The sequence below is a fragment of the Glutamicibacter protophormiae genome (assembly GCF_014647495.1).
Lineage (GTDB): Bacteria > Actinomycetota > Actinomycetes > Actinomycetales > Micrococcaceae > Glutamicibacter > Glutamicibacter protophormiae.
This window is the reverse complement of record NZ_BMPH01000003.1, coordinates 105,712-129,000: the sequence shown is the minus strand read 5'-3', so window position 1 is coordinate 129,000 and position 23,289 is coordinate 105,712. Positions and strand designations below refer to the sequence as shown.

General features: G+C 67.4%; 15 protein-coding genes. 6 read left to right on the top strand and 9 right to left on the bottom strand.

Annotated elements, in window-relative coordinates; translation table 11 throughout:
• Positions 1-6: 6 nt before the first annotated feature.
• Both IEY43_RS18110 and IEY43_RS04885 read right to left on the bottom strand, forming a co-directional pair.
• Positions 7-1,185 carry a resuscitation-promoting factor gene (locus IEY43_RS18110; RefSeq protein WP_188947494.1) on the bottom strand — a complete coding sequence of 393 codons (1,179 nt, stop codon included), beginning with the start codon at positions 1,183-1,185 and terminating at the stop codon, positions 7-9.
• 255 nt (positions 1,186-1,440) lie between these two features.
• Positions 1,441-2,412 carry a TatD family hydrolase gene (locus IEY43_RS04885; RefSeq protein WP_229777285.1) on the bottom strand — a complete coding sequence of 324 codons (972 nt, stop codon included), beginning with the start codon at positions 2,410-2,412 and terminating at the stop codon, positions 1,441-1,443.
• 213 nt (positions 2,413-2,625) lie between these two features.
• Here IEY43_RS04885 and IEY43_RS04880 point away from each other — a divergent pair, with 213 nt between their 5' ends.
• From IEY43_RS04880 to IEY43_RS04870, 3 genes are read left to right on the top strand one after another with little or no spacing between them, the layout of a single operon-like run.
• Entirely contained in the window at positions 2,626-3,588 is a 963-nt protein-coding gene (locus IEY43_RS04880) for an AAA family ATPase (protein WP_188947492.1), read from the top strand.
• Between the two features lie 12 nt (positions 3,589-3,600).
• A complete protein-coding gene (locus IEY43_RS04875) occupies positions 3,601-4,926 on the top strand; it encodes a DUF58 domain-containing protein (protein ID WP_188947491.1) in 1,326 nt (441 codons plus the stop codon).
• A complete protein-coding gene (locus IEY43_RS04870) occupies positions 4,923-7,361 on the top strand; it encodes a transglutaminase TgpA family protein (protein WP_188947490.1) in 2,439 nt (812 codons plus the stop codon). The genes IEY43_RS04875 and IEY43_RS04870 overlap by 4 nt, the downstream gene beginning before the upstream one ends.
• 69 nt (positions 7,362-7,430) lie before the next feature.
• On the opposite strand, the gene IEY43_RS04865 is transcribed toward IEY43_RS04870, so the two are convergent.
• Positions 7,431-8,915: an NAD-dependent succinate-semialdehyde dehydrogenase gene (locus IEY43_RS04865; protein WP_188947489.1), complete on the bottom strand. Its 1,485-nt coding sequence runs from the start codon at positions 8,913-8,915 to the stop codon at positions 7,431-7,433.
• Positions 8,916-9,051: 136 nt separating this feature from the next.
• Positions 9,052-9,948: a 16S rRNA (cytidine(1402)-2'-O)-methyltransferase gene (gene rsmI, locus IEY43_RS04860; RefSeq protein WP_188947488.1), complete on the bottom strand. Its 897-nt coding sequence runs from the start codon at positions 9,946-9,948 to the stop codon at positions 9,052-9,054.
• Positions 9,949-9,979: 31 nt separating this feature from the next.
• Between rsmI and IEY43_RS04855 the strand changes: the two genes are divergently transcribed.
• Together IEY43_RS04855 and IEY43_RS04850 are read left to right on the top strand one after the other, a co-directional pair.
• Complete coding sequence (locus tag IEY43_RS04855; RefSeq protein ID WP_188947487.1) at positions 9,980-11,590, top strand: dolichyl-phosphate-mannose--protein mannosyltransferase; 1,611 nt, start codon at positions 9,980-9,982, stop codon at positions 11,588-11,590.
• Between the two features lie 90 nt (positions 11,591-11,680).
• Complete coding sequence (locus IEY43_RS04850) at positions 11,681-13,522, top strand: AMP-dependent synthetase/ligase (RefSeq protein WP_188947486.1); 1,842 nt, start codon at positions 11,681-11,683, stop codon at positions 13,520-13,522.
• Between the two features lie 85 nt (positions 13,523-13,607).
• Here IEY43_RS04850 and IEY43_RS04845 read toward each other — a convergent pair whose 3' ends face one another.
• Together IEY43_RS04845 and IEY43_RS04840 are read right to left on the bottom strand one after the other, a co-directional pair.
• Positions 13,608-15,074, bottom strand: a complete 1,467-nt coding sequence (locus IEY43_RS04845) for a TIGR01906 family membrane protein (protein ID WP_188947485.1) — start codon at positions 15,072-15,074, stop codon at positions 13,608-13,610.
• Positions 15,075-15,336: 262 nt separating this feature from the next.
• Positions 15,337-15,729, bottom strand: a complete 393-nt coding sequence (locus tag IEY43_RS04840; protein ID WP_188947484.1) for a DUF3499 domain-containing protein — start codon at positions 15,727-15,729, stop codon at positions 15,337-15,339.
• A gap of 67 nt (positions 15,730-15,796) precedes the next feature.
• Between IEY43_RS04840 and IEY43_RS04835 the strand changes: the two genes are divergently transcribed.
• Positions 15,797-16,255 (top strand): metallopeptidase family protein, encoded by a 459-nt coding sequence (locus IEY43_RS04835; RefSeq protein ID WP_188947483.1) that lies wholly within the window; start codon positions 15,797-15,799, stop codon positions 16,253-16,255.
• Positions 16,256-16,620: 365 nt separating this feature from the next.
• Here IEY43_RS04835 and IEY43_RS04830 read toward each other — a convergent pair whose 3' ends face one another.
• From IEY43_RS04830 to IEY43_RS18400, 3 genes are read right to left on the bottom strand one after another with little or no spacing between them, the layout of a single operon-like run.
• Complete coding sequence (locus IEY43_RS04830; RefSeq protein WP_188947482.1) at positions 16,621-19,071, bottom strand: DUF5719 family protein; 2,451 nt, start codon at positions 19,069-19,071, stop codon at positions 16,621-16,623.
• Complete coding sequence (locus IEY43_RS04825; RefSeq protein WP_188947481.1) at positions 19,068-22,601, bottom strand: glycosyltransferase family 2 protein; 3,534 nt, start codon at positions 22,599-22,601, stop codon at positions 19,068-19,070. The genes IEY43_RS04830 and IEY43_RS04825 overlap by 4 nt, the downstream gene beginning before the upstream one ends.
• Positions 22,547-23,071, bottom strand: a complete 525-nt coding sequence (locus IEY43_RS18400) for a WhiB family transcriptional regulator (RefSeq protein ID WP_275439067.1) — start codon at positions 23,069-23,071, stop codon at positions 22,547-22,549. Before IEY43_RS18400 ends, IEY43_RS04825 begins: the two co-directional genes overlap by 55 nt.
• Positions 23,072-23,289 lie beyond the last annotated feature (218 nt).

The window sequence follows — 23,289 nt, the reverse complement described above, 5'->3', positions numbered from 1 at the left end:
CGGTGCCTAGCGCAGTCCCAGCTTGGACGAGCAGGCTGGCCAGTGACCCCAGCCGCCGCTGGCACGCAGCTTCTCTGCCGCGGCAACCTGCTCGGCAGGAGTTGCCTGGTGCGGCAGCGGTGCGTACTTGGTGCCGCCGACCGCACGCCACGACGAAGCGGAGAACTGCAGGCCGCCGTAGTAGCCGTTGCCGGTGTTGATCGACCAGTTGCCGCCGGACTCGCACTTGGCCAGTGCAGCCCAGTTCGCGGAAACGCTGCCGGATGGGGCCTTGGTGACCTTCGAGGAAGAATCCTTCTTCTCTTCCTTCTTTTCTTCCTTGGTGCCGACCTTGACGACCTCGGCAACAGGTTTCTTGGTGACCTTGGCCTTCAGGACTTCTTCCTCGCCCTTCTTGCCGTTGCGGGTCTCCTGGCGCAGGGTCAGCTCGCGCTCGCCCTTTTCGCCTTTGGTTTCCACCTTGGTCTTGCCCTTGGCCAGATTCTTGTCCTTGACCTTCTCGGTTTCGAAGGCGATGTCGCGGGTCTCGTCCCAGGTCTTGATGCTGACCTTGATGACCTCGATCTGCTGGCCGTCGGCGATCTTGGTGCTGGTCTCGACGTCCTTCTCGGTGTCCTTCTTGACCTTGACGTTGACCTCGTCGTCGTCGCCCAGGGAGACGCCATGTTCGGCGAGCAGCTCCTTGACGGTCTGCGCGGTGGTCGACGCCTCAGTCTTCTTCTTGTCCACCAGCAGGGTGACTGCCTTCGGGGTGATGATCTTGATGTCGCTGGCAACTGCCGCCAGGTTCTGCGATTCATCCATGGAGATCTCGGCGCCCTTTTCCAGATCGAGTTCCTCGACCAGATCGGCGACGGTCATGCCGGTGGTGTGCACCACGCGTTCGGTGCCGTCCAGGTTGACCTGGACCGACTTGTTGCGCTTGATCTCGATCTTCTGCGCGTCGACCACCGGGGCGTCGGTCGCCACGGAAATCTCGTCGCGCTCGCCCAGGGCGATGTCCTGCTGTTCAAGCACGGAAGCCACGGTGGCGGCACGGGTGGTGACCACCTTGCTCTCGCCGTCGACGGAGATGGTGATCGATTTCTGGCCGGCGATATAGAAAACGGTGCCGGCAATCACCAGGGCCACGGCGAGCGCCTGGACCAGGTATTTAGCCCAGCGGTTCTTGAGCAAGTGAGTCACGGTAGTGAGATCCCCATCGTTTGTAGGCCGGGCTCCGGAAGGTGCCCCGGAAAAGCTGTCCGGCCCGGCGGCTAGGCCGCCTGTCTATCATTCAGTTTCTGCGCCGTGTTTCCCAGGCTCTGGAACCAGGATCAGGCTGCGTTTCAACCAGCCGCCCTGTAATTGGGCACCGTCGTGCAACACATCTGCATCTACCGTAACCGAATTGTTACATTTCAGGCAACAGTCATATGGCCATCAACACATTCGACGGGTCTAGAATGCCCCGTACACTTCGCGGGTATTCGCCTCCAGCTGCGCGCAGAATTCGGCCAGATCCGCGCCGCGGGTTTCGGCCATGAAACGCACGGTGTACGGGATCATGTAGCTGGCATTGGGCCGTCCCCGGAACGGGTGCGGGGTGAGGAACGGGGCATCGGTTTCCACCAGCAGCAACTCGGGTTTGGCAAGGCTCAACGCCTCACGCAGGTCATGCGAGTTCTTGAAGGTGACGGTCCCCGCGAACGACATGTACCAGCCGTTCTCATTGCAGATCCGCGCCAGCTCGGCGCCTCCGGAGAAGCAGTGGAAGACCACGCGCCCGGGCAGGGGCGAATCCTTCAGGATCCGCACCACATCGTCGTGTGCGTCACGGTCGTGGATTTGCAGCGCCTTGCCCTGCTCCACGGCGATGCGCAGGTGTTCGCGGAACGAATGCTCCTGGGCCGCATGCCCTTCTTCGCCGGTGCGGAAATAGTCCAGTCCGGTCTCCCCGATGGCGCGCACCCGGTCATCGGCGGCCAACTGCTCGATCTGGGCAATCGCCTCCTCCAGGGCTCCGCGTTCAGCCAGCCGCGCCGCATCGTTGGGATGGATCGCCACGGCGGCCAGCACGTTGGGGAAGTCATTGGCCGCCCTGACGGCGTATTCGGAGGACTCGACGTCGCAGCCGACCTGGATCAGGCCCTTGACCCCCACGGCCGCCGCAGCGGCCAGCGCATCGGCGGCTTCGACCCGGACCTCGCCGTCCAGGAAGTCCAGGTGCGTATGGTTGTCCACCACCGCCACCGGCAGCGGGGCCGGCGCTTCGGGGTATCGCAGGTTGCGCTTCGAGCCGCCCTTCTCATTGGTCCCGGATCGGCCCCGCTCCCCGTCTGCCGCCGCAACCTGCTGGGCGTCCGGACGGTAGGCCGTGGGGATGCCGGCGTAGATATCGCCGGGGTTCGTCGTTTCGTTCTTCGCTGCCACCGCTGGTCCTTCACATCCGCTGTTCTTCCGGGCGCTGGGCCCACCAGACATTCTCTCACCACGATGGTGCAGGCCGCAGCCGGCGGGTCCGAATTCCGGCAATTAGAGTCTGTTGCTGGACAAAAGAACCCCATACGATATGTGCAACAGCTATCTGGATTCGACTGCGCCCAACGACCTTGCGAGCAGGCTGAACCTGTCAGGAGGATGCGCATGAGCGCAAACCCAACGTTGCCTTCGCTCGACTCGTCGTTCAGGCACAATTGCCAGCGCGTGTTCGAAGCGGTGCAAACCGTCATCACCGGAAAACCCGAGGCCGTCACCAACGCCATGGTGGTGCTGCTGGCCCAGGGCCATCTGCTGGTGGAAGACGTGCCGGGGGTCGGCAAGACCATGCTGGCCAAATCCCTGGCGCGCAGCGTGGACGGTTCGGTGCACCGGATCCAGTTCACCCCGGACCTGCTGCCCAGCGATGTCACCGGCGTCTCCGTGTATTCCCCGCAGAACCATGAGTTCACCTTCCATCCGGGCCCGATCTTCGCGAACATCGTGATTGCCGACGAGATCAACCGCGCCAATGCCAAGACCCAGTCCGCCTTGCTCGAGTGCATGGAGGAGCAGCAGGTGACGGTGGATTCCATCACCCACCCGCTGCAGCGCCCGTTCATGGTGGTCGCCACCCAGAACCCCATCGATTCCGAGGGCACCTTCGCGCTGCCCGAGGCCCAGCGCGACCGGTTCATGGGCAGGATTTCCATGGGCTACCCGCAGCGCGACGACGAGCTGGCCATGCTCAGCAGCCACCACCGGGACGAGCCGCTGCAGTCGCTGGTTCCGGTGCTGCGGCTACAGGAGCTGGTCCGGATGATCGACCAGGTCAAGCTCGTCACGGTCACCGACCGGCTGAGCGCCTACGTGGTGGATCTGGGGCGCGCCTCGCGCGAGCACCCGCAGGTGCAGCTGGGCGCCTCGCCGCGCGCGCTGCTGCAGTGGGTTCGCGCCGCCAAGTCGCATGCCGCGATCTCCGGCCGGGACCACGTGCTGCCCGAAGACGTGCGCGCGGTGGCCGACATGGTGCTCGGGCACCGGCTGATCCTCACCCGCCGTGCCCTGGCCGACGGCGTGGAACCTGCCGCCGTCGTGCAGGAACTGCTGGCCAGCACGCCGGTCAGCTAGGGCGGTGGACGCATGGACAAGCCCCAGCGCTTCGACTCGCGCAATGCCCTGTCCTGGACGCGCTCCGACGAGGGCCCCGAGGCCCTGCGCCGGTGGCATCTGGACCTGTTCACCCCGCGCGGCTGGTACACCCTGGGTGCCGGGGCGGGGCTGGTCGCCCTGGCCTATGTGCTCGGGCGCCACGAGCTGATGGCCTTGGGCGTCGGGCTGGCCGCGCTGGCGGTTTCCAGCTGGCTGATCGTCCTGCGCGCCCGGCGCACCACCAGCCTGCGCCGGGCGCTGCACTCCCCCGCGGCGACCGTGGGAGAGGCCGCGCTGGTCACCCTCGAATGCCCTGACGAGGTGCGCCTGCGCGAAACCCTGCCCGAAGGCTTCGGCCCCGGCCCCGAGCTGGCCGGCCCCGGCGCGGTGGACTACGAACTGGTGTTCCGCTCGCGCGGCATCCACCTGCTGGGCCCGGCCCGGCAGGTGATCTCCGATCCGCTGGGACTGATCCGCGGCATGGTGTCCATCGGACAGCCGCAGCCGGTGCCGGTGCGCGCCCAGATCCACCCGCTGTCGCGGTTCGCCTCGCTGGGCGAACGCATGCTCACCGGAGATGCCCGGTTCTCGCGCAGCACCACGGCCGACTACTACGACGTGGCCACCCGCGACTACCAGCAGGGGGACTCGATCCGCCAGGTGCATTGGAAGGCCACCGCCCGCCACGGAAAACTCATGGTGCGCCAGGAGAACCACGTGGCCACCGCCCAGGCGCTGATGGTGCTGGACCGCACCGGGGAGCATTGGCAATCCGGCGGCGCTGACCTGCGCGTGGGCATCCCCCAGGGACTGGGGCCGGAGCTGGCCAGCAGCCGCCGCTTCGAGAACGCGCTGTCGCTGGCCTGCAGCATCGGCCAGCGCTACGCGGAGAGCGGGTACCAGCTGCTGTTCCGGGATCTGGACGGCAGCCCGCTGGTGGGCGGGGATTCACTGCAGCTGTCCGAGCATGCCGCCCGTTCGAGCTTCGAGGACTTCCATCTGGCCAGCGCGGAACTCGGTCCGCTGCCCTCCGCGACGGGCCAGCGCCCGGTCCAGGACCTGATTGGAACGAACCTGCACCGCGAGCTGCTCTCGCTGCGCGAGGAACCGGTGATCATGATCCTTGGCCACGTGAGCCCGGACCAGGCCGCGGTCCTGGCCGCCCTGTCCCGCACGGTGCGCGATGTGGAGCTGTTCCTGCTAGCCGCCCACCCCGAACGCCATGCCCAGGTCCAGCAGCTGCTGGCCCGCACCGGATGGAACATCCACGTGCTGCACGGCAATGGTTCGTTGGATGACGCGCGAGGCCTCTCATGAGCGCGGCCCTGCACGACTCCCCCGCCCGCCCGGCCCGGGAGGCCGAGCCGCGGCGGCCGGCGCCCACCGAACCCTTGGCCCACAACCTGCTGGCCCGTGCCACGGCCGCGGTCTGCCTGGCCGTGGCGGTGCTTGCCGGATTCTCCTCGCTGACCGGCGTCGTGGAGGGACGGGCCTGGTTCCCGGGGCTGGTGCTGCCGGTGCTGGCCATCCACCTCAGCGCCGGGGTGCTGCGCGGAATCAGCGGGCTGCACTGGTTCGCCTACCCGGTCGCCGCCCTGGTCGGCCTGGTCGCGCTGTTCCAGCACGAAGCCATGCTGTCCACCGGGTACACGCTGAGCGGCTTCCAGTGGTTCAACGCGGTGCTCTCCGAGGCGGCCCTGCAGCTGTCCACCCAGGTGCCGCCGGTGGCCTATTCGCGCTACGTGGCGTTTGCCATCCTGGTCTGCGCGGTGGCGATCAGCCTGCTCGTCGAGCTGCTGGCCAGTTTCCGCAAGGTGGCGCTGCTGGTGATCGCCCCGCTGTGTTTCGCCCCGGTCATCGCTTCGCTGTTCAAGCAGGAAGGCGCCGGCATCTGGAACGTGGCGCTGCTGCTGGCCGCGGTGCTGGGCTACACGGCGCTGCTTCCCTACCTGTTCCGCGGCGGGCAGCAGCCTGCCGCTGCGCACTTCCCTGGTCCGCGCCAGCTGGGCTTCCTGGCCGCCACCGCGCTGGTGTGCATCGCGGCGATGCTGGCGGCCAGCTTCTGGATGCCGGGCTTCCGCAAGGGCATGCTGCCGGAGGGCATCCGCCCCTCCGGCGACCTGCTGGCCAGCAACGTCGATCCGCTGCTGACGCTGGGCCGCGACCTGCGCGCCAATAACGGCAGCACCATCCTCAGCTACTACACCAGTTCGGACAAGGCCCCCTACCTGCGCACCTCGGTCATCGAGGATCTGTCGCAGGCCCGTTGGGAACCGAACGAGGCGCTGCCGGAGGACACCTACTTCGGCAACACGGCCATGCAGGAGGACTTCACCACCTTCAACGCCAACGAGCAGGTGGCCCGGCTGGAATGGGCCAACGGCATCTCCTCCCCGGTGCTGCCGCTGCCGGACCGCAGCTACTTCGTGGAGGGCATCGTCGGCAACTGGAACTGGGTCCCCGAGTCCTCGGTGGCGCGGCTCAGCGGCGACGCCGTGGCGGCGACCGGGGACATTGCGGTGGCCTATTCGGAATTGGACCTCAGCCCGCAGATGGCCCGCAACCTGGGATTCTTCGGCGGGGTGGCCCCGAACGCGCCCGGCGAAATCTACCGCCAGCTGCCGGAGGATCCGGAGAACACGCTGCGCACCGCCCTGGACGGCGCGCTGGACGAGGCCTACCGGGATGCCGAGGCGACCGGCAGCGATTTCGAGAAGGCCGTGGCGATCCAGGATTTCCTGCGCTCGCGCAAGTTCGGGTATTCCGAGCGCACCCCGCTGCGTGAAGGCTACGACGGCGCGAACAAGCGTGTGGTCGAAGCCTTCCTGGAACGCCGGCAGGGATACTGCGTGCACTTCGCCTCCGCCATGGCCCTGATGGCCAGGCAGGCCGGGATCCCCTCGCGGATCGCGGTGGGCTACGCCCCGGGCAAGGCCAACGGCAAGAGCGTGGAAATCGGCAAGGACCCCGTCGAAAGCGAGCTCGAATCGCGGCTGGATCCGGGCACCACGCTGACCGGCTATGCGGTCACCGGGCAGCAGTCGCATTCCTGGCCCGAGCTCTACCTCCAGGGCCTGGGCTGGGTTCCCTTCGAGCCGACCCCGGGCCAGGGCCAGCCGCCGAGCTATGCCCCGCAGGAAACCAGCACCGCCGGGCCGGCGGGGTTCGGCGACGAGGAAGTTCCCACGGACCGCGCCACCCAGCGTCCCGCGGAATCGGCCGAGGCCAGCGCGCCGGCCGCCGCGCCGCAGGTGGCCGCGGGAGAACCCGCCAACAGCTGGTGGGCGCTGGCGCTGCTGATCGCAGTGGTCGGCGGGGCGCTCTCGCTGGCCCCGCTGCGGCGCCGGCGGCTGTCCAGGCAGCGCCAGGCATTAATCGCCGCCGGCGGCGGGCCTGCGGCCGAGGCGCTGTGGGTGGAGCTGCAGGCCATCGGCGCCGACGCCGGGAGGCGGGCCGGGGAGCAGGAGTCGGTCAGCGACTACACACGCAGGCTCGGCGAGGACTTCGCCCGGCTCGACGGCGAACTGCGGCGGCTGGAATCTGCCGTCCAGGCCAGCTTCTACGCCGCGCGGCATCCGGAACCCGATGCCGCGGCGCAGCTGGTCTCCGACCTGCAGACGGTGCGGGCGCAACTGCACCTGGCTCTGCCGCTGCGCTCCCGGATGGCCGCGGCGCTGTTCCCCGCTTCCCTGCGCTCGGCAAGGCTGCGGCGGCTTGACGATTCCCGGGCGCCCCGGGCCTCGGCAACGTAGGCGGCGTTAAAAAGCTGGCGGGCGGCCCCTGTCAAAAGGGGCCGCCCGCCAGCTGCTGATGCTGGCTGCCTACTTGGCTGCGTACGGATCGGCGATGCCGATGTACTGCACGGTGGTGTACTCGGCCAGGCCCTCGGCGCCGCCCTCGCGGCCCAGGCCCGACTGCTTCACTCCGCCGAACGGCGCGGCGGCGTTGGAGATCACGCCGGCGTTGAATCCGACCAGGCCGAATTCGATCTGCTCTGCCACGCGGAACAGGCGGCTGAAGTCCTTGGAGTAGATGTACGACGCCAGGCCGTACTCCGAGGCGTTGGCCAGCTTGATGGCGTGCTCTTCAGAGGTGAAGGTGGTCACCGGGGCGACCGGACCGAAGATCTCCTGGCCCAGGATCTGCGCGTCGTTGGCCACGTTGACCAGCACGGTCGGCTGGTAGAAGTAGCCCGGGCCTTCAACCGGGGCACCGCCGACCAGGGCGGTGGCGCCGCTGGCCACGGCCGCCTCGACCAAGGCGTGGACCTCGTCGCGGGCCTTCTCCTCGACCAGCGGGCCGACGGTGGAGTCGGCTTCGGTGCCGCGTCCCGGCTTCAGCGCCTTCATCGCCGCGGCGAACTTGGCGGTGAATTCCTCGGCCACGTCCTGGTGCACCAGGAAGCGGTTGGCCGCGGTGCAGGCTTCGCCCATGTTGCGCATCTTGGCGGCCATGGCGCCCTCGACTGCGGCATCCAGATCGGCGTCCTCGAAGACGATGAACGGCGCGTTGCCGCCCAGTTCCATCGAGGTGCGCAGCACCTTGTCTGCGGCGTCCTTCATCAGCTGCTTGCCCACCGGGGTGGAGCCGGTGAAGGAGACCTTGCGCAGGCGGTCGTCCTGCATCAGCGGACCGGAGATCTTCGAGGCCGAAGCACCGGAGACCACGTTCAGCACGCCTGCCGGCAGGCCGGCTTCCATCATGGTGGCGGCGAACAGCTGGCTGGTCAGCGGGGTCAGCTTGGCCGGCTTGAGCACCATGGTGCAGCCTGCGGCAACTGCCGGGCCGACCTTGCGGGTGGCCATGGCCAGCGGGAAGTTCCACGGGGTGATCAGCAGGCACGGGCCGACAGGCTTGTGCTGGACCAGGACCTTGTTCTTGCCCTCAGGAGTGGTGATGTAGCGGCCGTAGTGGCGCACGGTCTCTTCGGAGAACCAGCGCAGGAACTCGGCGCCGTAGGTGACCTCGCCGTAGGCCTCGGCCAGCGGCTTGCCCATTTCAAGGCTCATCAGCAGCGCGAAGTCGTCCTTGCGCTCGGTGACCAGATCGAAGGCGCGGCGCAGGATCTCGGCGCGCTCGCGTGGAGCGGTCAGGGCCCACTCAGCCTGGACTGCATCGGCGGCGTCGAGGGCAGCCATGGCATCTTCGCTGGTGGCGCTGGCCAGGGTGAGAAGCTTCTCGCCGGTGGCCGGGTCAAGCACGTCAAAGGTGCCGCCATCAGAGGCATCGCGCCATTCGCCGTTGATCAAAAGGCCGGTAGGCACCTTGGCGAGCAACTCGGCTTCGCGCTGAGCGGTAATCGACATACGCACATCTCCTGAAAATCTAAATGAAGCTAATCTTCGTTGATCCCAACGCTATTCTTGCCACGCGTGCGCTGTAAATCGCCCGTTGCACTATGAAAGCGCGAATCCATTGTGCATTCAGCCTACGGCAAATCGGCTATATTTCACTTACCTTACGTTCGGCCAAGACGGCTTCATACAGGTCCCGCTTCTTCACCCCGAACTGCTCGGCAACATCCGCCACGGCCTGCTTCATCCGGGTTCCCGCGGCGACGAGTTCGGCGACCTTGGGCAGCAGGTCCTCGATGGAGGCGGCAACGGGTTCGGGGGCACCGGAGACCACCACCACGATTTCCCCGCGAAGCCCTCCAAGCGCCCAGCGGTGCAATTCGCCCAGGCTGTCGCGACGGACCTCCTCGAACTTCTTGGTCAGTTCGCGGGCCACCGCCGCCTGCCGGTCGGCTCCGAAGGCCTCGATCGCCGCCTCCAGGAAATCTGCGACGCGGTGAGGTGCTTCGAAAAACACCATGGTGCGCTCCTCGTGCAGCAACGCGTCCAGCCGCTTGCGGCGTTCGCCGGCTTTGCGCGGCAGGAATCCCTCGAAGGTGAAGCGGCCGGTAGGCAGGCCGGACAGGGCCAGGGCGGTGAGCACCGCGGACGGGCCGGGCACCGCGGTAACGCGGATTCCCTCGTCCAAGGCGGCGGCCACCAACGGGTAGCCGGGGTCCGAAACCGCGGGCATTCCGGCATCCGAAACCACCAGGATGGTGGACCCGGCCTTGGCCAGCTCCAGCACCTCTGAGAGCTTGTGGGCCTCGTTGTGTTCATGCAAGCTCATGACCCTGGCACTGATCTTCAACCCCAGGGCGTTGGCCAGGTGGTGGAAGTTCCTGGTGTCCTCCGCGGCGATGATATCCGCGCTCAGCATGATTTCCTTCAGGCGCGGGGACGCGTCGGACAAATTGCCTATCGGGGTGGCTCCCAGGACGATGACGCCCTCATTCTCTGAGTTCTGCACATTCTTTAGCCTACGCGATGTGGGAAAAGCGCACATTCTGCCAAGCTCGCCGGTAGCATGACTCTTGATGAGCCCCCTTGCCTTGCAAACCCCGGACACCGGTCACGTGCGATCTGCCCGCCAGGCCTTCACCTTGGAGAGCCTGAAACTTCGGCTGCTGACCGCAACGGCTCCCCGGGGGCCGCTGATGTGGATCATACCGCTGGCGGTCACGCTCATTGCAGGGCTGTTGCGTTTCATCAACCTGTCGCATCCCCACATGCTGATCTTCGACGAGACGTACTACGTCAAGGACGCCTATTCGCTGCTGCAAAGCGGTTATGAACGCGAGTGGGAAGAGGACGTCAACGCGCAGTTCATCGCCGGCGATCCGCGGCTGACCAGCGATCCGTCCTTTGTGGTGCACCCGCCGTTGGGCAAGTGGCTGATTGGCCTGGGCATGCTGCTGTTCGGGGACTTCAACGGCATGGGCTGGCGTTTCTCCGCTGCGCTGTTCGGCACGCTGGCGGTCCTGCTCGTCACGCTCAGCGCCCGACTGCTGTTCGGCTCGCACTACCTGGCCGGCGTTGCCGGGCTGCTGATGGCCGTCGACGGGCACTCGATTGTCATGTCGCGCACCGCGCTGCTGGACATCTTCCTGATGTTCTTCGTCGCCGCCGCGTTCTACGCGTTGCTCAAGGACCGGGCCCAGGGACGGCTGTCCCTGGCCAGGAAACTCGCGGTGCCGGCCGGCAACCGGCCCGATGATTTCCTGCTGGCCCACGGCCCCATGCTCTGGTGGCGGCCGTGGCGGCTTGCCGCGGCGGTGATGCTCGGCTGCGCGGTCGGCGTGAAATGGTCGGCGCTCTCGTTTGTCGCGGTGTTCTGCGTCATGGCGGTGCTCTGGGACTTCTCCGCACGGCGCACCGCCGGCATCCACAAATGGTTCAGCTCGGCGCTGACCCGCGATGGCGCCTACGCCTTCGTGGCCATGATGCCCGTGGTCCTGCTGACCTACCTTTCCACCTGGGCCGGCTGGTTCGCCACCAGCGGCGGACGCTACCGGCACTGGGCCGAGGAGCATCCCGGCGAGGGAGTCGGCTGGCTGCCGGCACCGCTGCGCTCGCTGTGGGAATACCACCAGGCCGGCTACACCTTCCACACGGGCCTGGGGTCCGCACATGGCTGGCAGTCCTCCCCGTGGACCTGGCCTTTCGCCGGACGCCCCGTGATGTTCTATTTCGAAGGCTACGACCAGGGCGTCAACGGATGCGATGTCTCGCGCTGCACCGAGGTCATCACGGATCTGCCGAACCCGGTGATGTGGTGGGCCTGCTCGCTGAGCATGCTGCTGCTGGTCCTCTGGTGGATCGGCGCGCGGGACTGGCGCGCCGGGGCCATCCTCTCGGCCGGCGCCGCCGGCTTCCTGCCCTGGCTGATGTACCCCGAGCGCACCATGTATTTCTTCTACACCCTGCCGATGGTTCCGGCCATGGTCCTCGCGCTGACGTATATGATAGGGAAGTTCATTTCCAGCGATCCGCGCCGGGGCGCAGCTCTACGCCCCAGAATTGCCGCGGTCTCCGTGTTCCTGGCAGTGCTGCTCCTGGTTTCCGCCCTTTTCTGGCCAATTTGGAGCGGCGAGCTGATCGCCGATGAGTACTGGCGCGCGCTGCTCTGGATCCCCAACTGGGGGTAGTCCCCGGAGGTTTGCGCGCCCCGCAAACCACCAATAGATGCGGTTTTCCTATGGAACGCGTCACCAACGATGTCGAAGGAATCAACTTCCATGCAAGAAGTGCACGTCGAGCAACTGACGGATTTGGCGCCCGAGGTGAACGCCACCAACCTGCTGGTGGACCGCGTTGCGGCATCCGGCGGGCAGGCCCTGTTCATGGTCCAGCGCTCGGGTTCGTGGCATGAGGTGACCGCCGACCGCTTCCTGGCGGATGTCAAGCGGCTGGCCATGAAGCTGGTCTCCGACGGGCTGCAGCCCGGCGGGAAGGTCGCCATCATCTCGCGGACCCGCTACGAGTGGGCGCTGGCCGAGGAGGCCATCTGGTTCGCCGGCGGAATCTCCGTGCCGATCTACGAAACCTCCAGCCCGTTCCAGATTGAATGGATCCTGCGTGATTCCGGGGCGCGCGTGGTGTTCGCAGAGGACCACGAGCTGCGCTCGCACGTGCGCCAGGCCGCCGCCCAGCTGGGCGAACCGGTCATCACCCACATGTTCGAAGGCTCCGACGGTTCCAACAAGGAACTGATCCCCTCGGTGGGACTGCACAAGCTGCTGGCCGACCCGCACGACGTCGATGAACAGCTCATCGAGCAGCGCCGTGCGTCCATGAAGCTGTCCGATACCGCGACCATGGTCTACACCTCCGGCACCACCGGCCGCCCCAAGGGCTGCAACATGACCCACGCGAACTTCGCGCTGGTCGCGCACAACCTCGCAGCTCATATGGACGACATCCTCGGCGACCGACGCCGCACCCTGATGTTCCTCCCGCTGGCCCATGTGCTGGCCCGCGCAGTCCAGCAGACCTGCATCCACGGCGGCACCGTCATCGCGCATTCGAATTCCACCGCCACCCTGGCCCAGGACATGGCCGCGATCAAGCCGGGCTTCCTGCTGGCAGTCCCGCGCGTGTTCGAGAAGATCCGCACCGCCGCGCTGTCCACGGCCGAGGCGGGCGGCAAGGGCGAGCTGTTCCTGAAGGCCGAGCAGACCGCCATCGCGGTCTCCCGGATCCGCGATGCCAGGGCCCGCGGCCAGAAGGCCCGCCTGCCGCTGGGGCTGCGCGCCCGGTACGCGCTGTTCAACAAGGTGCTCTACCCGAAGCTGCGGGCGGTCTTCGGCGGCGACTGCGGCTACGCAATTTCCGGAGCCAGCGCATTGAACGAGGATCTGGCGCACTTCTTCCGCGGGGCCGGCATCCAGCTGGTCGAAGGCTACGGCCTGACCGAAACCACAGCCCCGGCCACCGTCAACCAGGCCACCCGCACCCGGGTGGGCACCGTGGGCCGCCCGATCCCGGGCACCAGCATCAGGATCGCCGAGGACGGCGAAATCCTGATCAAGGGCATCGGCGTCTTCTCCGGATACCACCAGAATCCCGCGGCCAGCGCCGAAGCATTCGATGCGGAGGGCTATTTCAAGACCGGCGACACCGGCATGCTGGACGACGCCGGCTACCTGAAGGTCACCGGCCGCAAGAAGGAGCTGATTGTCACCGCGGGCGGCAAGAACGTCTCCCCCGGCCCGCTGGAGGAAATGGTCCGTGCCGGGCGCATCGTGGCGCAGTGCGTGCTGGTCGGGGAAAACCGGCCGTTCATCGCCGCCATGGTGTCCTTGGACCCGGAGGAACTGGTGCTCTGGGCCAAGGCGCAGGGGCTCGGACCCATGTCGCTGGCCGAGGCAGCAGCGAATCCCCAGGTGATCCAGGAAGTGCAAAGCTACCTCGACCTCGCGAATTCCACCGTCTCCAAGGCCGAATCCATCCGCAAGTTCGTGGTGCTTCCGGTGGAGTTCACCGAGGAGTCGGGGCATCTGACCAGCACGCTGAAGCTGAAGCGCCATGACGTGCTCCGCGATTTCGCGCAGCGCGCCGACGAGCTCTACCAGCGCTAGGGCCAGCTCCCCCGCAAAAGCACGCAGGCTGGTCCACCACGATTCGTGGTGGACCAGCCTGCGTGCTTTTCAGCCCGTGTGCTCTCTAGCCGCCCAGTCCGAAGGCGCGCGCTTCCTGGCGCAGGCGGGCCGCTTCGCGGCGGCGCCCGGTGGGCCAGCAGGTGATCAGCACGATGATCACGGCCAGCAGGATCAGCCCGGCGACGGCCACGGCCGAATCCATCCAGAACTGCTCCGGGTACAGGCGGATCAGGGTGTCGCTGATGCTGAATGTCCAGCTGCCCTCGGAGAAGAACAGCGCGTGGAAGTCGCTGAAGAACGACTGCCAGCCCATGAACGCCAAGGCAACCAGTCCGGCAATCAGCACCAGGGTGGCGATGGCCCCGGAGAACAGCGCGCGGCGCACGCCGCCGGCGTAGCGCTTGGCCAGGTACCAGATGCCGATGGCCATCAGCACGGCAAGGCAGGCGCCCAGGACGTAGGCGAAACCGATCAGGTTCTTCACGTCCACCATGTGCTGGACTTCCCCGGCGGTGAACATGGCAGAGCCCGTGGGCAACACCAGCCCCGAGAGGAATTCCGGACCGGCAAAGTTGTTCAGGTAGTCGACCCCGTAGCTTCCGTAGGTAAGCCGTTCGGCGGCGCTGAACCCGAAGAGATCGTCGGGGAACCCCGGCCGGCCGTAGGACAGCGCGAGGAAACCGGGGGTCGCCACCAGGCGGATAGCGGCGATCAGGGTCAGGATCGGGAAGATCACCGCGACGAGGATCTGGGCCGGGCGGGCCATCGCCGGCTTGGAGTTCAAGGCCCGTTCACGGGCCACACGCCGCTTCAAGGCGGCTTCCGAGGGTTCCTCCTCGGGACCCGAGCTGCCGAAAACGCGGGAGCGGGCCTGGGCCACGGCCGCCGCGGTGGATGCGCTGGCTTCGTCCTTGGGCGCCACGGACACCGGCGGAACCACGGGGCCATCCGCCACGGCGGGGGCCGGGGCTGATTGCGCCTTCGCGGCCTTTTCCGCCGCAATTTCGTGGGGCAGCTTGATTGCCCGGATGATGTCCTCCACCGGGTTCTCCGCCTTCTCGGAAGCAACCGGGGCGGCAGCCGCGGACGGCTCCGCCTTCACTGCCGGCTGCACGGTGGTCTTGGCTGCGGGCTTCGCGGGCGCCGCAGCGGCAGGCTCTGCAGGGGCAGGCTTGGCAGCTGCCGGCTTTGCGGGGGCCGGCTTCTGCACCGGTTCGGCGGGGCCCGCAGGCTTTGCCGGGGCCGGCTTCTGCACAGGCTGGGCGGCGGCCGCAGGCTTTGCCGCGGCCGGCTTCTGCTCGGCCGGCCGCGCCGGTTCCGGCTTGGAGGCGGGCGCTTCGCCCTTGATCACGGCTTTGGCGGCGGCCCGGCGCTCGGCTGCGGCCTTGGCCGCGGCGTCTGCCTGCGCCTTGTTCTTGTGCTCTTCCAGGCGAGCAGCAAGCTCTTCGGCCTTCTGGCTCAACGAGGCCTTGGGCATCTGCGTTGTTCCGGGATCCGGGGCCCCTACGGGGTCCTTCGCAGCCTCAGCCATGAGGAGTCCTCCTGCAATTTGCGCGATCAAGTGATGTTTGGGGTGGCTTGCGGGCATGGTGACAGGCCTCGCGCCTTTAGCATATCCAGCAGAAACTCGCATCCAGCGGATAGCCACACCTGATTTCCCCACCGGGTGCGCCACACCTTCCGTTCCCCGGCCCGCTGGCCCCGGCGGAAACGCAAAAGCCGCCGCCCGGCTCCCCGGTGGGGATCCGTTGGCAGCGGCGCGCGCCGGTGACGGCGCAGGACAAGGCTGGGAGCTACTGGTTGTCCGTGGCATCAGGCAGCACGGACAGCCGCACCCGGGCGTCGAAGCGGGGGCCGCGCGGGTCACGCGACTCGGTGGCGTCGGCCTCGACGTCGGCGGCATGGCGCGGTGCGCGTTCCCGCGGCCGGTGTTCCCGTACGGCTTCGACCAGCGCGTTCAGCTCATCTTCGGGCTCGATGACATCCGGAATGGTGCCGCGGATCAGGCTCCACCCGCTGGGCACGGTCAGTCGGTTGGCATGCCGGGCACACAGGTCGTAGCAGTGCGGCTCCGGATAGGTCGCCAGCGGCCCCAGCACCGCGGTTGAATCCGCATAAACATAGGTGAGGGTTGCGCGGGCCGTTTCACGGCAGGCTGGGCGAGAGCAAATACGAAGACCATCCACGCCCTCCAGTCTACTCGTGTCAGCGACGGTTCACCGGCAATTGGGTTCCCGGGGGTAGTCTGGAGCCATGAACGCCAAATTGCCGGATGAACCCAGCGGACCACGCCGCAACCGGCATGGCAGGGGCCGGCGCGGGCCGCTGGTTCCCATGCACCTGCCGGCCTATCGCAACCGCCCCGAACGATTCGACGACGCCGTCATGGCCAGCGCCCAGCGCTTGGCCGAACGCTGGGAGTCCCGAATGATGAAAATCGATTTCCTCATCGAACCGGTGCCCTCCGATGCGCTGCTTTCCCGGGCCGAAGGTGCCGGTGAACGTGTGCCGTTGTCCAGCTCGCGTTCGGCCACCGCGCACGAACGCGCCCAGATCACGATCTTCCGGCTGCCGCTGGAGCAGCTGGCCAGCAGCCCGGTGGAACTGGTGGATCTGGTGCACCAATGCGTGGTGCACGAGGTGTCCGAGCTCTGGATGATTCCGGTAAGCGAAGTCGATCCCGAGTACTTTCCCGAAGACCCCGATTTCTGACGGGCCGCCGTCTTGGCGAGCGGCTCAGCGGCGCTTACACTTGATGAACCCTTGAAAGGTTCGACATGGACGCCCTAGCTTTTTCGATTCCCGCTGCTGACGGGTCGCAGCCGGTCGAGGTCGTATCACTGTTCATCGAAGTCACATCCCGCGACAGGAAGCCCTGGTGCGCGGACACTGGCTATCCCTCGAGCCTCGCCTTGCTCGAAGCTCCACACGGAGAATGCCTGGTAGGGGTGCTCGCCGATTGCGGCGGCGACGGCGATTAGTCCCGCTGTCCCGAGCCGTGGCTGGCGCTTCCACGGACAGTCCAGGGCCCGGAATCGATCACGATTCCGGGCCCTGATGCAGTGTTGCCGGGAAGGCTATCCCCCGACGTTGACCACGATGCCCTCGCGTCCGGCGTTCGCCGCGGGCATGGCGGCCCAGCCAATGGACTGGTCGGAGCCCAGAATCACCTGGCCGATATAGGCGTTGGCATCCGAGGAGAAGACCACCGCCTGGGCGTCCTCGGTGGTTTCGCGCGGGTCGAAGACCAGGCTCTGCCCGGCCTTGATGCTCAGCTTCTGCGTCTTCTGCAGCGTGCCGTCCTTGGCCACAACCACCGCGTCGATCGAGGAATCCACGTCCGTCGCCGCGATCACGAACTTCCCGGTGCCGTTGGCCGACAACGGCATGACCTGGTTGCCTGCCAGCGGGTTGGAACTGACGGCCCACGCGGTATCCGAAGCGTCCTTCGGGTCTGCCCCGCGCACCATCTTCACGGACGCGGTCACCGGGGCGTCGGCCTCGACCACCAGCGTGTAGTAGCCGCCGGCCAGCTGGTCTAGGTTCAGGACCGAGACCGCATTGGAGGAAGCGGCCAGGTTCTGCTCGAAGCTTGCGGCCACTTCACCGCTGGCACCCAGCACCTTCACCTTGTAGCCGGCGCCCTGCGCACCTGCGGCGGCGACGTGCAGCTGCGGCACCAGTGACTTGTCGTCCTTGGACAGCTTGGCGGAGTTGTTCTTGTTGTCGATCCACACCCCCGGAATCACCTGGGTGTTGGAGGCCGAGGCGTTGCCGGCGACCAGGTCCACGCCCGAAGGCGTGAGTCCGCGCAGCGCGGCTTGCTGCACATAGCCGGTCACCTTGCCGCCGGTGCTGGTGACGGTGGCGGCCACCGCGGACAGGTTCTGCGCGTAGCCGCCGAGCACGATGGCCCGCTGCTCGCCAGGGGCGATGACCACGTTCTGCAGCGTCGACGTGTCAATTGGTCCCTCGGGGCCGCGCAGGTCCACCGCGACCTGGGCGGCAGTGCTGGTCGGGTTGGCCAGGTGCAGCACCGAGGTTGAGCCTGTAGTGGTCTGCAGCCCGGTGAAACGCCAGGTCGAAGCCGGCACCTGGCAGCTGGCGGCGGCAAGCCCGGCGAGGTCGCCGTCCTTGGCCTGATAGCTGCGCAGGGTGCTGCCGATGGACGGGAGCTCGCCCAGCGGCTGCACCTCGAAGATCTGCTTGCCATCGGCGTTGTTCACGGTGCTGATCTTGGACGAGCGTCCGGTCAGGCCCTGGTCGTCCGCGCTGCGCGACTCGGAAGCTTCGGCGTCGTCGAGGCGTTCGGTCAGGGTCTGCTTCGAGCTGCCGCCCAAGGCGGAGAAGGTGGATCCCGGGATGCGCTTGGCGAGGTCTGAAACCACGACGCTGCGCAGGTTGCTGGAGATTTCCTTGGCACCCGGAGCAAACTGCGGATCGGTCCCGTCCACGCCCTTGAGCAGCTGCGGGGTCGAGGCGCAGACGCTCAGCGCGTCGCCGGCCGGCAGGCTGGTCACCGCGGCGGGGAGGGTGGTGGTGTCCGGGACCGGAGCCAGCAGCGAGCCAGCCGCAACAAGTCCCCCCGAGGCGAGCACCGCGGTCAGGCTCAACAGCACCGCGCCGGTCTTCCGACGGGTCGAGGAATGTTCCGCATCCCGTGCTGCCGCGGCGCGAGCGCGTTCGAGCTTTTCGCGGCGGCGTGCGGCCTTGGGGCTTTCCTGCGACTTGGGCGCCTCGGCCGGGGCTCCCGTCACGGCACCCTGCTCCCCGGATTCCTTGGGATCCCGGGGATTCCGGGGCGCCGCCGGCGTGGCCTGCGCAATCGTGGCCTTGGACGGTTCTTGCGCCCCTGGCACCGGGGTGTCCGCGGACACTGCTCCTGCCGCGGCGGCGGCCTCCGAACGCTTCTTGGGCTGTTCGCCGGCCGGGGACGTCGGGGTGGTGTCGCTTGTCTCCGGCACGGGCGGAGCGGTGTTCTCCTCCGGGGCGGGGCCGGCTGCTCCCGGGGTCCCGATGGGCCCGCCGGAGCCAGTCTCCGGCGACGAGGCAGTCCCGGCTGCCGGGGTTGGTGCCCCAGCAGCGCTGTCGTCCGCCTCCGGGTCAGCAGGTTTGGCCGGAGCTCCGGGAGCCGCGTCTTGGCCAGGTTTCGCATCGCTTGCCGGAACCGTTTCCGCTGCCGAGGCAGGGACGGCGGATGCCGTCTCGGGTTTGGCAGGTTTTTCGGCGGCAGGCTCGGCCTTTTTGGACTTCGCGGCCTTGGCCTGGATCTGCGCTTCCTTCTCGCGCACCTTGGCCAGTTTGGCGTCGGCCTTCGACTTGGCCTTGGCGGCTTTCAACTCGGCCTTGGTGACGGCGGCGGAGACCGGAATCGCGGCAGGCACGGCGGCGGGCACCGATGCGGGTTGCGCGGGTTGCGGCTGGTCGGACTGCCCTGACGGGGCTCCAGTCTGCGATTCGGGCTGGCCCGCGGGCTCCTGGGATTCGTCGGAGGAACCGGGGGTGTTCACGTTCTTCTCGTCGCTCACTGGTTTTTCTCCTGCTCCGACTCATCGTCCGAAATGCGGTCGTTGAGCTTCGGGGTCAAGTCTTCACGAATCTGGCTTGCCTGGGCACGGGCCTCCCGGCGGCTGCGCGGGCGGCCGGCCTCCTGCACCTGGCTGGTTCCGGGCTGCGCGGCGGCGAGCACTTGCTCGCCGTCGGCGACTTCCTGAGGATTCCGCCGGGTCTCGCGGATCCGGTAGGAGTCATTACGGTAGTTGGCCAGGCGGCGGGTGCTCGGCACCGGGATCGCCAGCAGGACGGTGATCAGCAGGACCAAGCCGCTGAGGACCAGCATCGGCACGGCCATCGGTTCACGGTGGCTGAGCGCCAGGGTGCCGCCGGCGGCCGGGACCTCATAAGCCTGGGCCCAGCGGGTCTGCGAATCCTCGGGGTAGGACACCGTGCGCAGCGCCTGTCCGTCGATCGAAGCACGCAGCTTCGGGTCGGCTGCGGTGGCCAGCACCAGGGTCCGAGCGGAGTCGGAGGCGGGGATCTGCACATCCTGGATCTTCGCCCGGTGGCTTGGCAGCACCGTGACGGTGCCGTCCTGCGCGACCAGTCGGGCGAATCCCGCGCCGCGGGCGGCATCGGTAGTGGAGTAGTCCACTCGCCACAGCCATCCGCTGTCGGTCTGGCCCACGGAGGCAAGGCCGGTGGCGGCGTCCAGCAGGCGCACGGTCGAGGAGACCGCTTCGCCGGTTTCGTTCAGCACCACATAGCCGATGCCCAAATCGCGCAGCTGCTCGCGGGCGTCCAGCCCGGATTCGGACAGCAGCAAGGCCACCGATTCGCGCTGCACGGCGTCCACGGCGGGCTTCTCGTTGCGCACCGGGTCCAGCAGCGAACCGGCCAGCGTGGATACCTGCGAATAGCGGCTGAGCGTATCCAGGCTCTCGCCATTGCCGGAAACCACGACGCTGTCGATTTCGCCGGATGACCGGGGGGTGAGCACCAGCGTGCGTTCATGGAAGTCGGAGCGTCCGGCGTCGGCCGCGGTGGCCGGGATGGTGCGCTCTTGCGAGGAGCCGACTTGCAGTGGCGCGTTCAGGGCGGTCAGCGTGCCGTCCGGGTTGGCCGGGTTCAGCTGGGCGCCGAGCAGCACCGCACCGCTGGCGAGGATCGCCACGGTGGACAGCGCCGCCATGGCGCCCAGCGCCGGTCGGCCGCTGGACAGCCGCGCGGCGCGCGGAAGATCTTCGCGGCGCAGCGCGGCGCTGGCATTGGCCGCTGCCGCCAGCAGCGCGAAGGCCGCCATGGAGACGAATGGGCCGGTGTAGGCGCTGACGGTGGTGTGCGAATCCAGCCCGACCGGGATGAATCCCACCGCCCACCCGGCTGCCAGCGACAGGGCCGCGCTCCACAGCAGGCGGCGCGAGTTGCGGCGCATGTTCGCATTGGCGCTGGCGGCGCTGCTCAGCGTTCCGAAGACTGCCAGCAGCACCAGCGGTGCGCCGACCAGCAGCGCGGCAACCAGTGCCCAAGGGCCCTCGGGCAGGAAACCCCAACCCACCGGGACCGCCGCGGCGTCAAAGGATTCGGGGAAGCCCAGGGCCATCTGCCACAGCGAGGCCGGGGAGAACGCGGTGAGCGCGCCCGGTTCGGTGAACAGCAGCCGAGGGGTGCCCAGCGCGGAAATCAGCAGCGGCAGGTTCCAGATCAGTGCCGGAACCGGGATCCACCACAGGGTGCGGGAGCGCTGCGGGGAAAGCAGCGCCAGCACGTAGACCAGCACCGTTGCGGTCAGGAAGAAGGCCATGGAACCGGCGGAGATGACCCACAGGATCAGCGCCGCGCTGGCCGAGGCGGTCCATGCCGAGGTGGTGCGCTGCCGGGCATCGCGCACGCCCTGGCTTTCGGGGGCCACGTGGGAATCCATGGCGCGCAGCACCGCGAGGAAGAGCAACGGCAGCATCAGGTGCACCAGTGCCGAGCCGACCCGGCCCGAGGCCAGGGAGGAAGCCAGCGACGGGGACAGGGCCCAGAGCAGCGCGGCGATGAAACGCACGGCACGCGAACGGCTCAGTGCGCCCATGCCCCACCAGGCCGTCAGGGCGGCCAGCGGCATCGCGGCGAAGTACAGGTAGACCGAGGCCTGGTTTGCATGGTCCAAGGTCAGCAGGGAGAAGAACCAGAACAGCGAATCGCTGTTGTCCGGTGCGGCGCTCAGTCCCGTGCCGGTGTTCTGCCACCAGGAGGCGGCGTTGGCGCCGATCTCGCCGAGGGTCTGGGAGAACGGACGGGCCGCCCCGCCGGACAGCGCGCCGGCGCCGAACAGCGTGCGCCAGGCCACCAGCGAGGCAGCGGCGGCCAGCAGCAGCGCGAAGATCAGCGAGAGCACCGCGGTGGTGCGCGGAGGGCGCGCGATGGACACGAAATCCGAGAAGTTGTCGCCGCTGGGCTCCAGCGCGCCGTCGGATCCGCTGCCGTCCCCGAAGACCCGAGAGTCCTCGCGGCCGGTGTTCAGGTTGCGGCGGTATTCGCGCACCTCGGCGCCCGAAGCCATCAGCTTGCGCACCTGGCGGCGCGGCACGGTGCGGATCTGCTTGACATTGCGGCGCGAGGCGCCGAGCTTCACCGGGGAGAACAGCCCGCGCAGGGTCGAGCCCAGATGGCTGAAGCCGTGGCCCGGGTCCTTGGCCAGCAGCGAGACCAGGAAGTGGCCGATGCCGCCGAGCAGGATGCCGAGCCAGACAAAGGGCAGGCCGGGGCCGGAGGCGTACTTCAGCCGCTGGAAGACCTCGGCGCGTTTGGCCTCGCGCGGGCCGGCCAGGGTCTCGACGATCTCCACCTGGTGGTAGATCTTCGCTTCGGGCACCACGATCACGCGGTGTCCGGCCAACCGGTTGCGCCAGCAGATGTCGACGTCGTCGCCGCGGCCCGGCAGTGCCAGGTCGAAGCCGCCGAGCTGCTCGAAGACGTCGCGCCGGATGAACATGCCTGCGGAGGACACGGCGAAGTAGTCGCTGCGCGCGTCGTACTGGCCCTGGTCGACTTCGTCGATGTCGATCATGGTCAGGCGCTGCGCCTTGCGATCAACGCTCAGGCCCACCTCCACCAGGTGGCGGGGGTTGTCGATGTCCAGGAGCTTGCAGCCGGCAATGGTGACCGATTCGGAGGCTTCAACCGTGCGGGTCAGGAATTCCAACGCGTCGGGAGCCGGCATCGAGTCGTCATGGATGATCCACAGCCATTCGTCGCGGTCCGCGCGGGCTTCCGGCAGCTCTGCCACCGCGGTGTCCAAGGACAGTCCGAGCGAGCCTTCGTCCGCGACGATCAACGCCGCGTTCGACGGCAGGTTGGCCTTCAAGACGTCCAGCGAGCCGTCGGTGGATGATGCATCGACACCGATGAAGCGTTCAATGGGCCGGGACTGGTTTCTCAGCGCGGCTAAAGTGCGTGGTAAAAAGTCAGCGCCATCGTGCGTGGCAACGATGGCGGTGACATGAATTGGCGGGCGAATTAGATTGCTCGTTTCCGTAGACGGCGGCGTTCGCGCTCCGAGAGCCCTCCCCAAATGCCGAAGCGCTCGTCATTGCTCAACGCGTATTCCAAACATTCCGAACGTACAACACATGCTCCGCAAACTCTTTTAGCATCGCGGGTTGAGCCGCCCTTTTCGGGGAAGAAAGCCTCGGGATCAGTCTGCGCGCACAGTGCGCGGGCCTGCCATCCAAGTTCGCCTTCATCCACTTCCCCGCCGACGCCCAGCCATACGGCCTTGATCGCTTCGCGGGTTTCGTCGTCTTCATCCAGCTCCGGGGCCCACGACCCTGCGGATGGAATCTCCTCGACGGTTTCCGCGGTGTCGTTGTCCTTCAGGAAATTATCGGCAGCAGATTCCAGGTCGGCCGCGACGGCAAGGCGTGCGAACTCTCCGGCTTGCGGATCGACAAACCAATCCGACGGTGCGTCTTCCAGCCCGTATTGGGCGGACGCAACAGCCGAGGTCGAGAATTCGGAGTACCCCTGCTCCAGCTTCGCCATGGTGATGTAGACCTTTCACGTTGGTTTGAGAAGATCGGGCCATCCTAGCGCCCGATCCATTCGGCTTCATTTATTCCATCGAAATATGGAAAATGATGGTGCGAGCCGAACTCACCATCTAATTACATCTTTGTAACTAAGCCTGAGTCAAGCGGGGAAGGTATTCTAAGAACACTTCCCAGCAAACTCTCGGCACAACACGCCGTTCAAACGGGCAG

Bases quoted from the DNA above. Each gene is read 5' to 3' on its own strand.
- IEY43_RS04880 (WP_188947492.1), top strand. From the start codon at position 2,626: ATGAGCGCAAACCCAACGTTGCCTTCGCTCGACTCGTCGTTCAGGCAC.
- IEY43_RS04875 (WP_188947491.1), top strand. From the start codon at position 3,601: ATGGACAAGCCCCAGCGCTTCGACTCGCGCAATGCCCTGTCCTGGACG.
- IEY43_RS04870 (WP_188947490.1), top strand. From the start codon at position 4,923: ATGAGCGCGGCCCTGCACGACTCCCCCGCCCGCCCGGCCCGGGAGGCC.
- IEY43_RS04865 (WP_188947489.1), bottom strand. From the start codon at position 8,915: ATGTCGATTACCGCTCAGCGCGAAGCCGAGTTGCTCGCCAAGGTGCCT.
- rsmI (WP_188947488.1), bottom strand. From the start codon at position 9,948: ATGTGCGCTTTTCCCACATCGCGTAGGCTAAAGAATGTGCAGAACTCA.
- IEY43_RS04855 (WP_188947487.1), top strand. From the start codon at position 9,980: ATGAGCCCCCTTGCCTTGCAAACCCCGGACACCGGTCACGTGCGATCT.
- IEY43_RS04850 (WP_188947486.1), top strand. From the start codon at position 11,681: ATGCAAGAAGTGCACGTCGAGCAACTGACGGATTTGGCGCCCGAGGTG.
- IEY43_RS04845 (WP_188947485.1), bottom strand. From the start codon at position 15,074: ATGGCTGAGGCTGCGAAGGACCCCGTAGGGGCCCCGGATCCCGGAACA.
- IEY43_RS04835 (WP_188947483.1), top strand. From the start codon at position 15,797: ATGAACGCCAAATTGCCGGATGAACCCAGCGGACCACGCCGCAACCGG.
- IEY43_RS18400 (WP_275439067.1), bottom strand. From the start codon at position 23,071: ATGGCGAAGCTGGAGCAGGGGTACTCCGAATTCTCGACCTCGGCTGTT.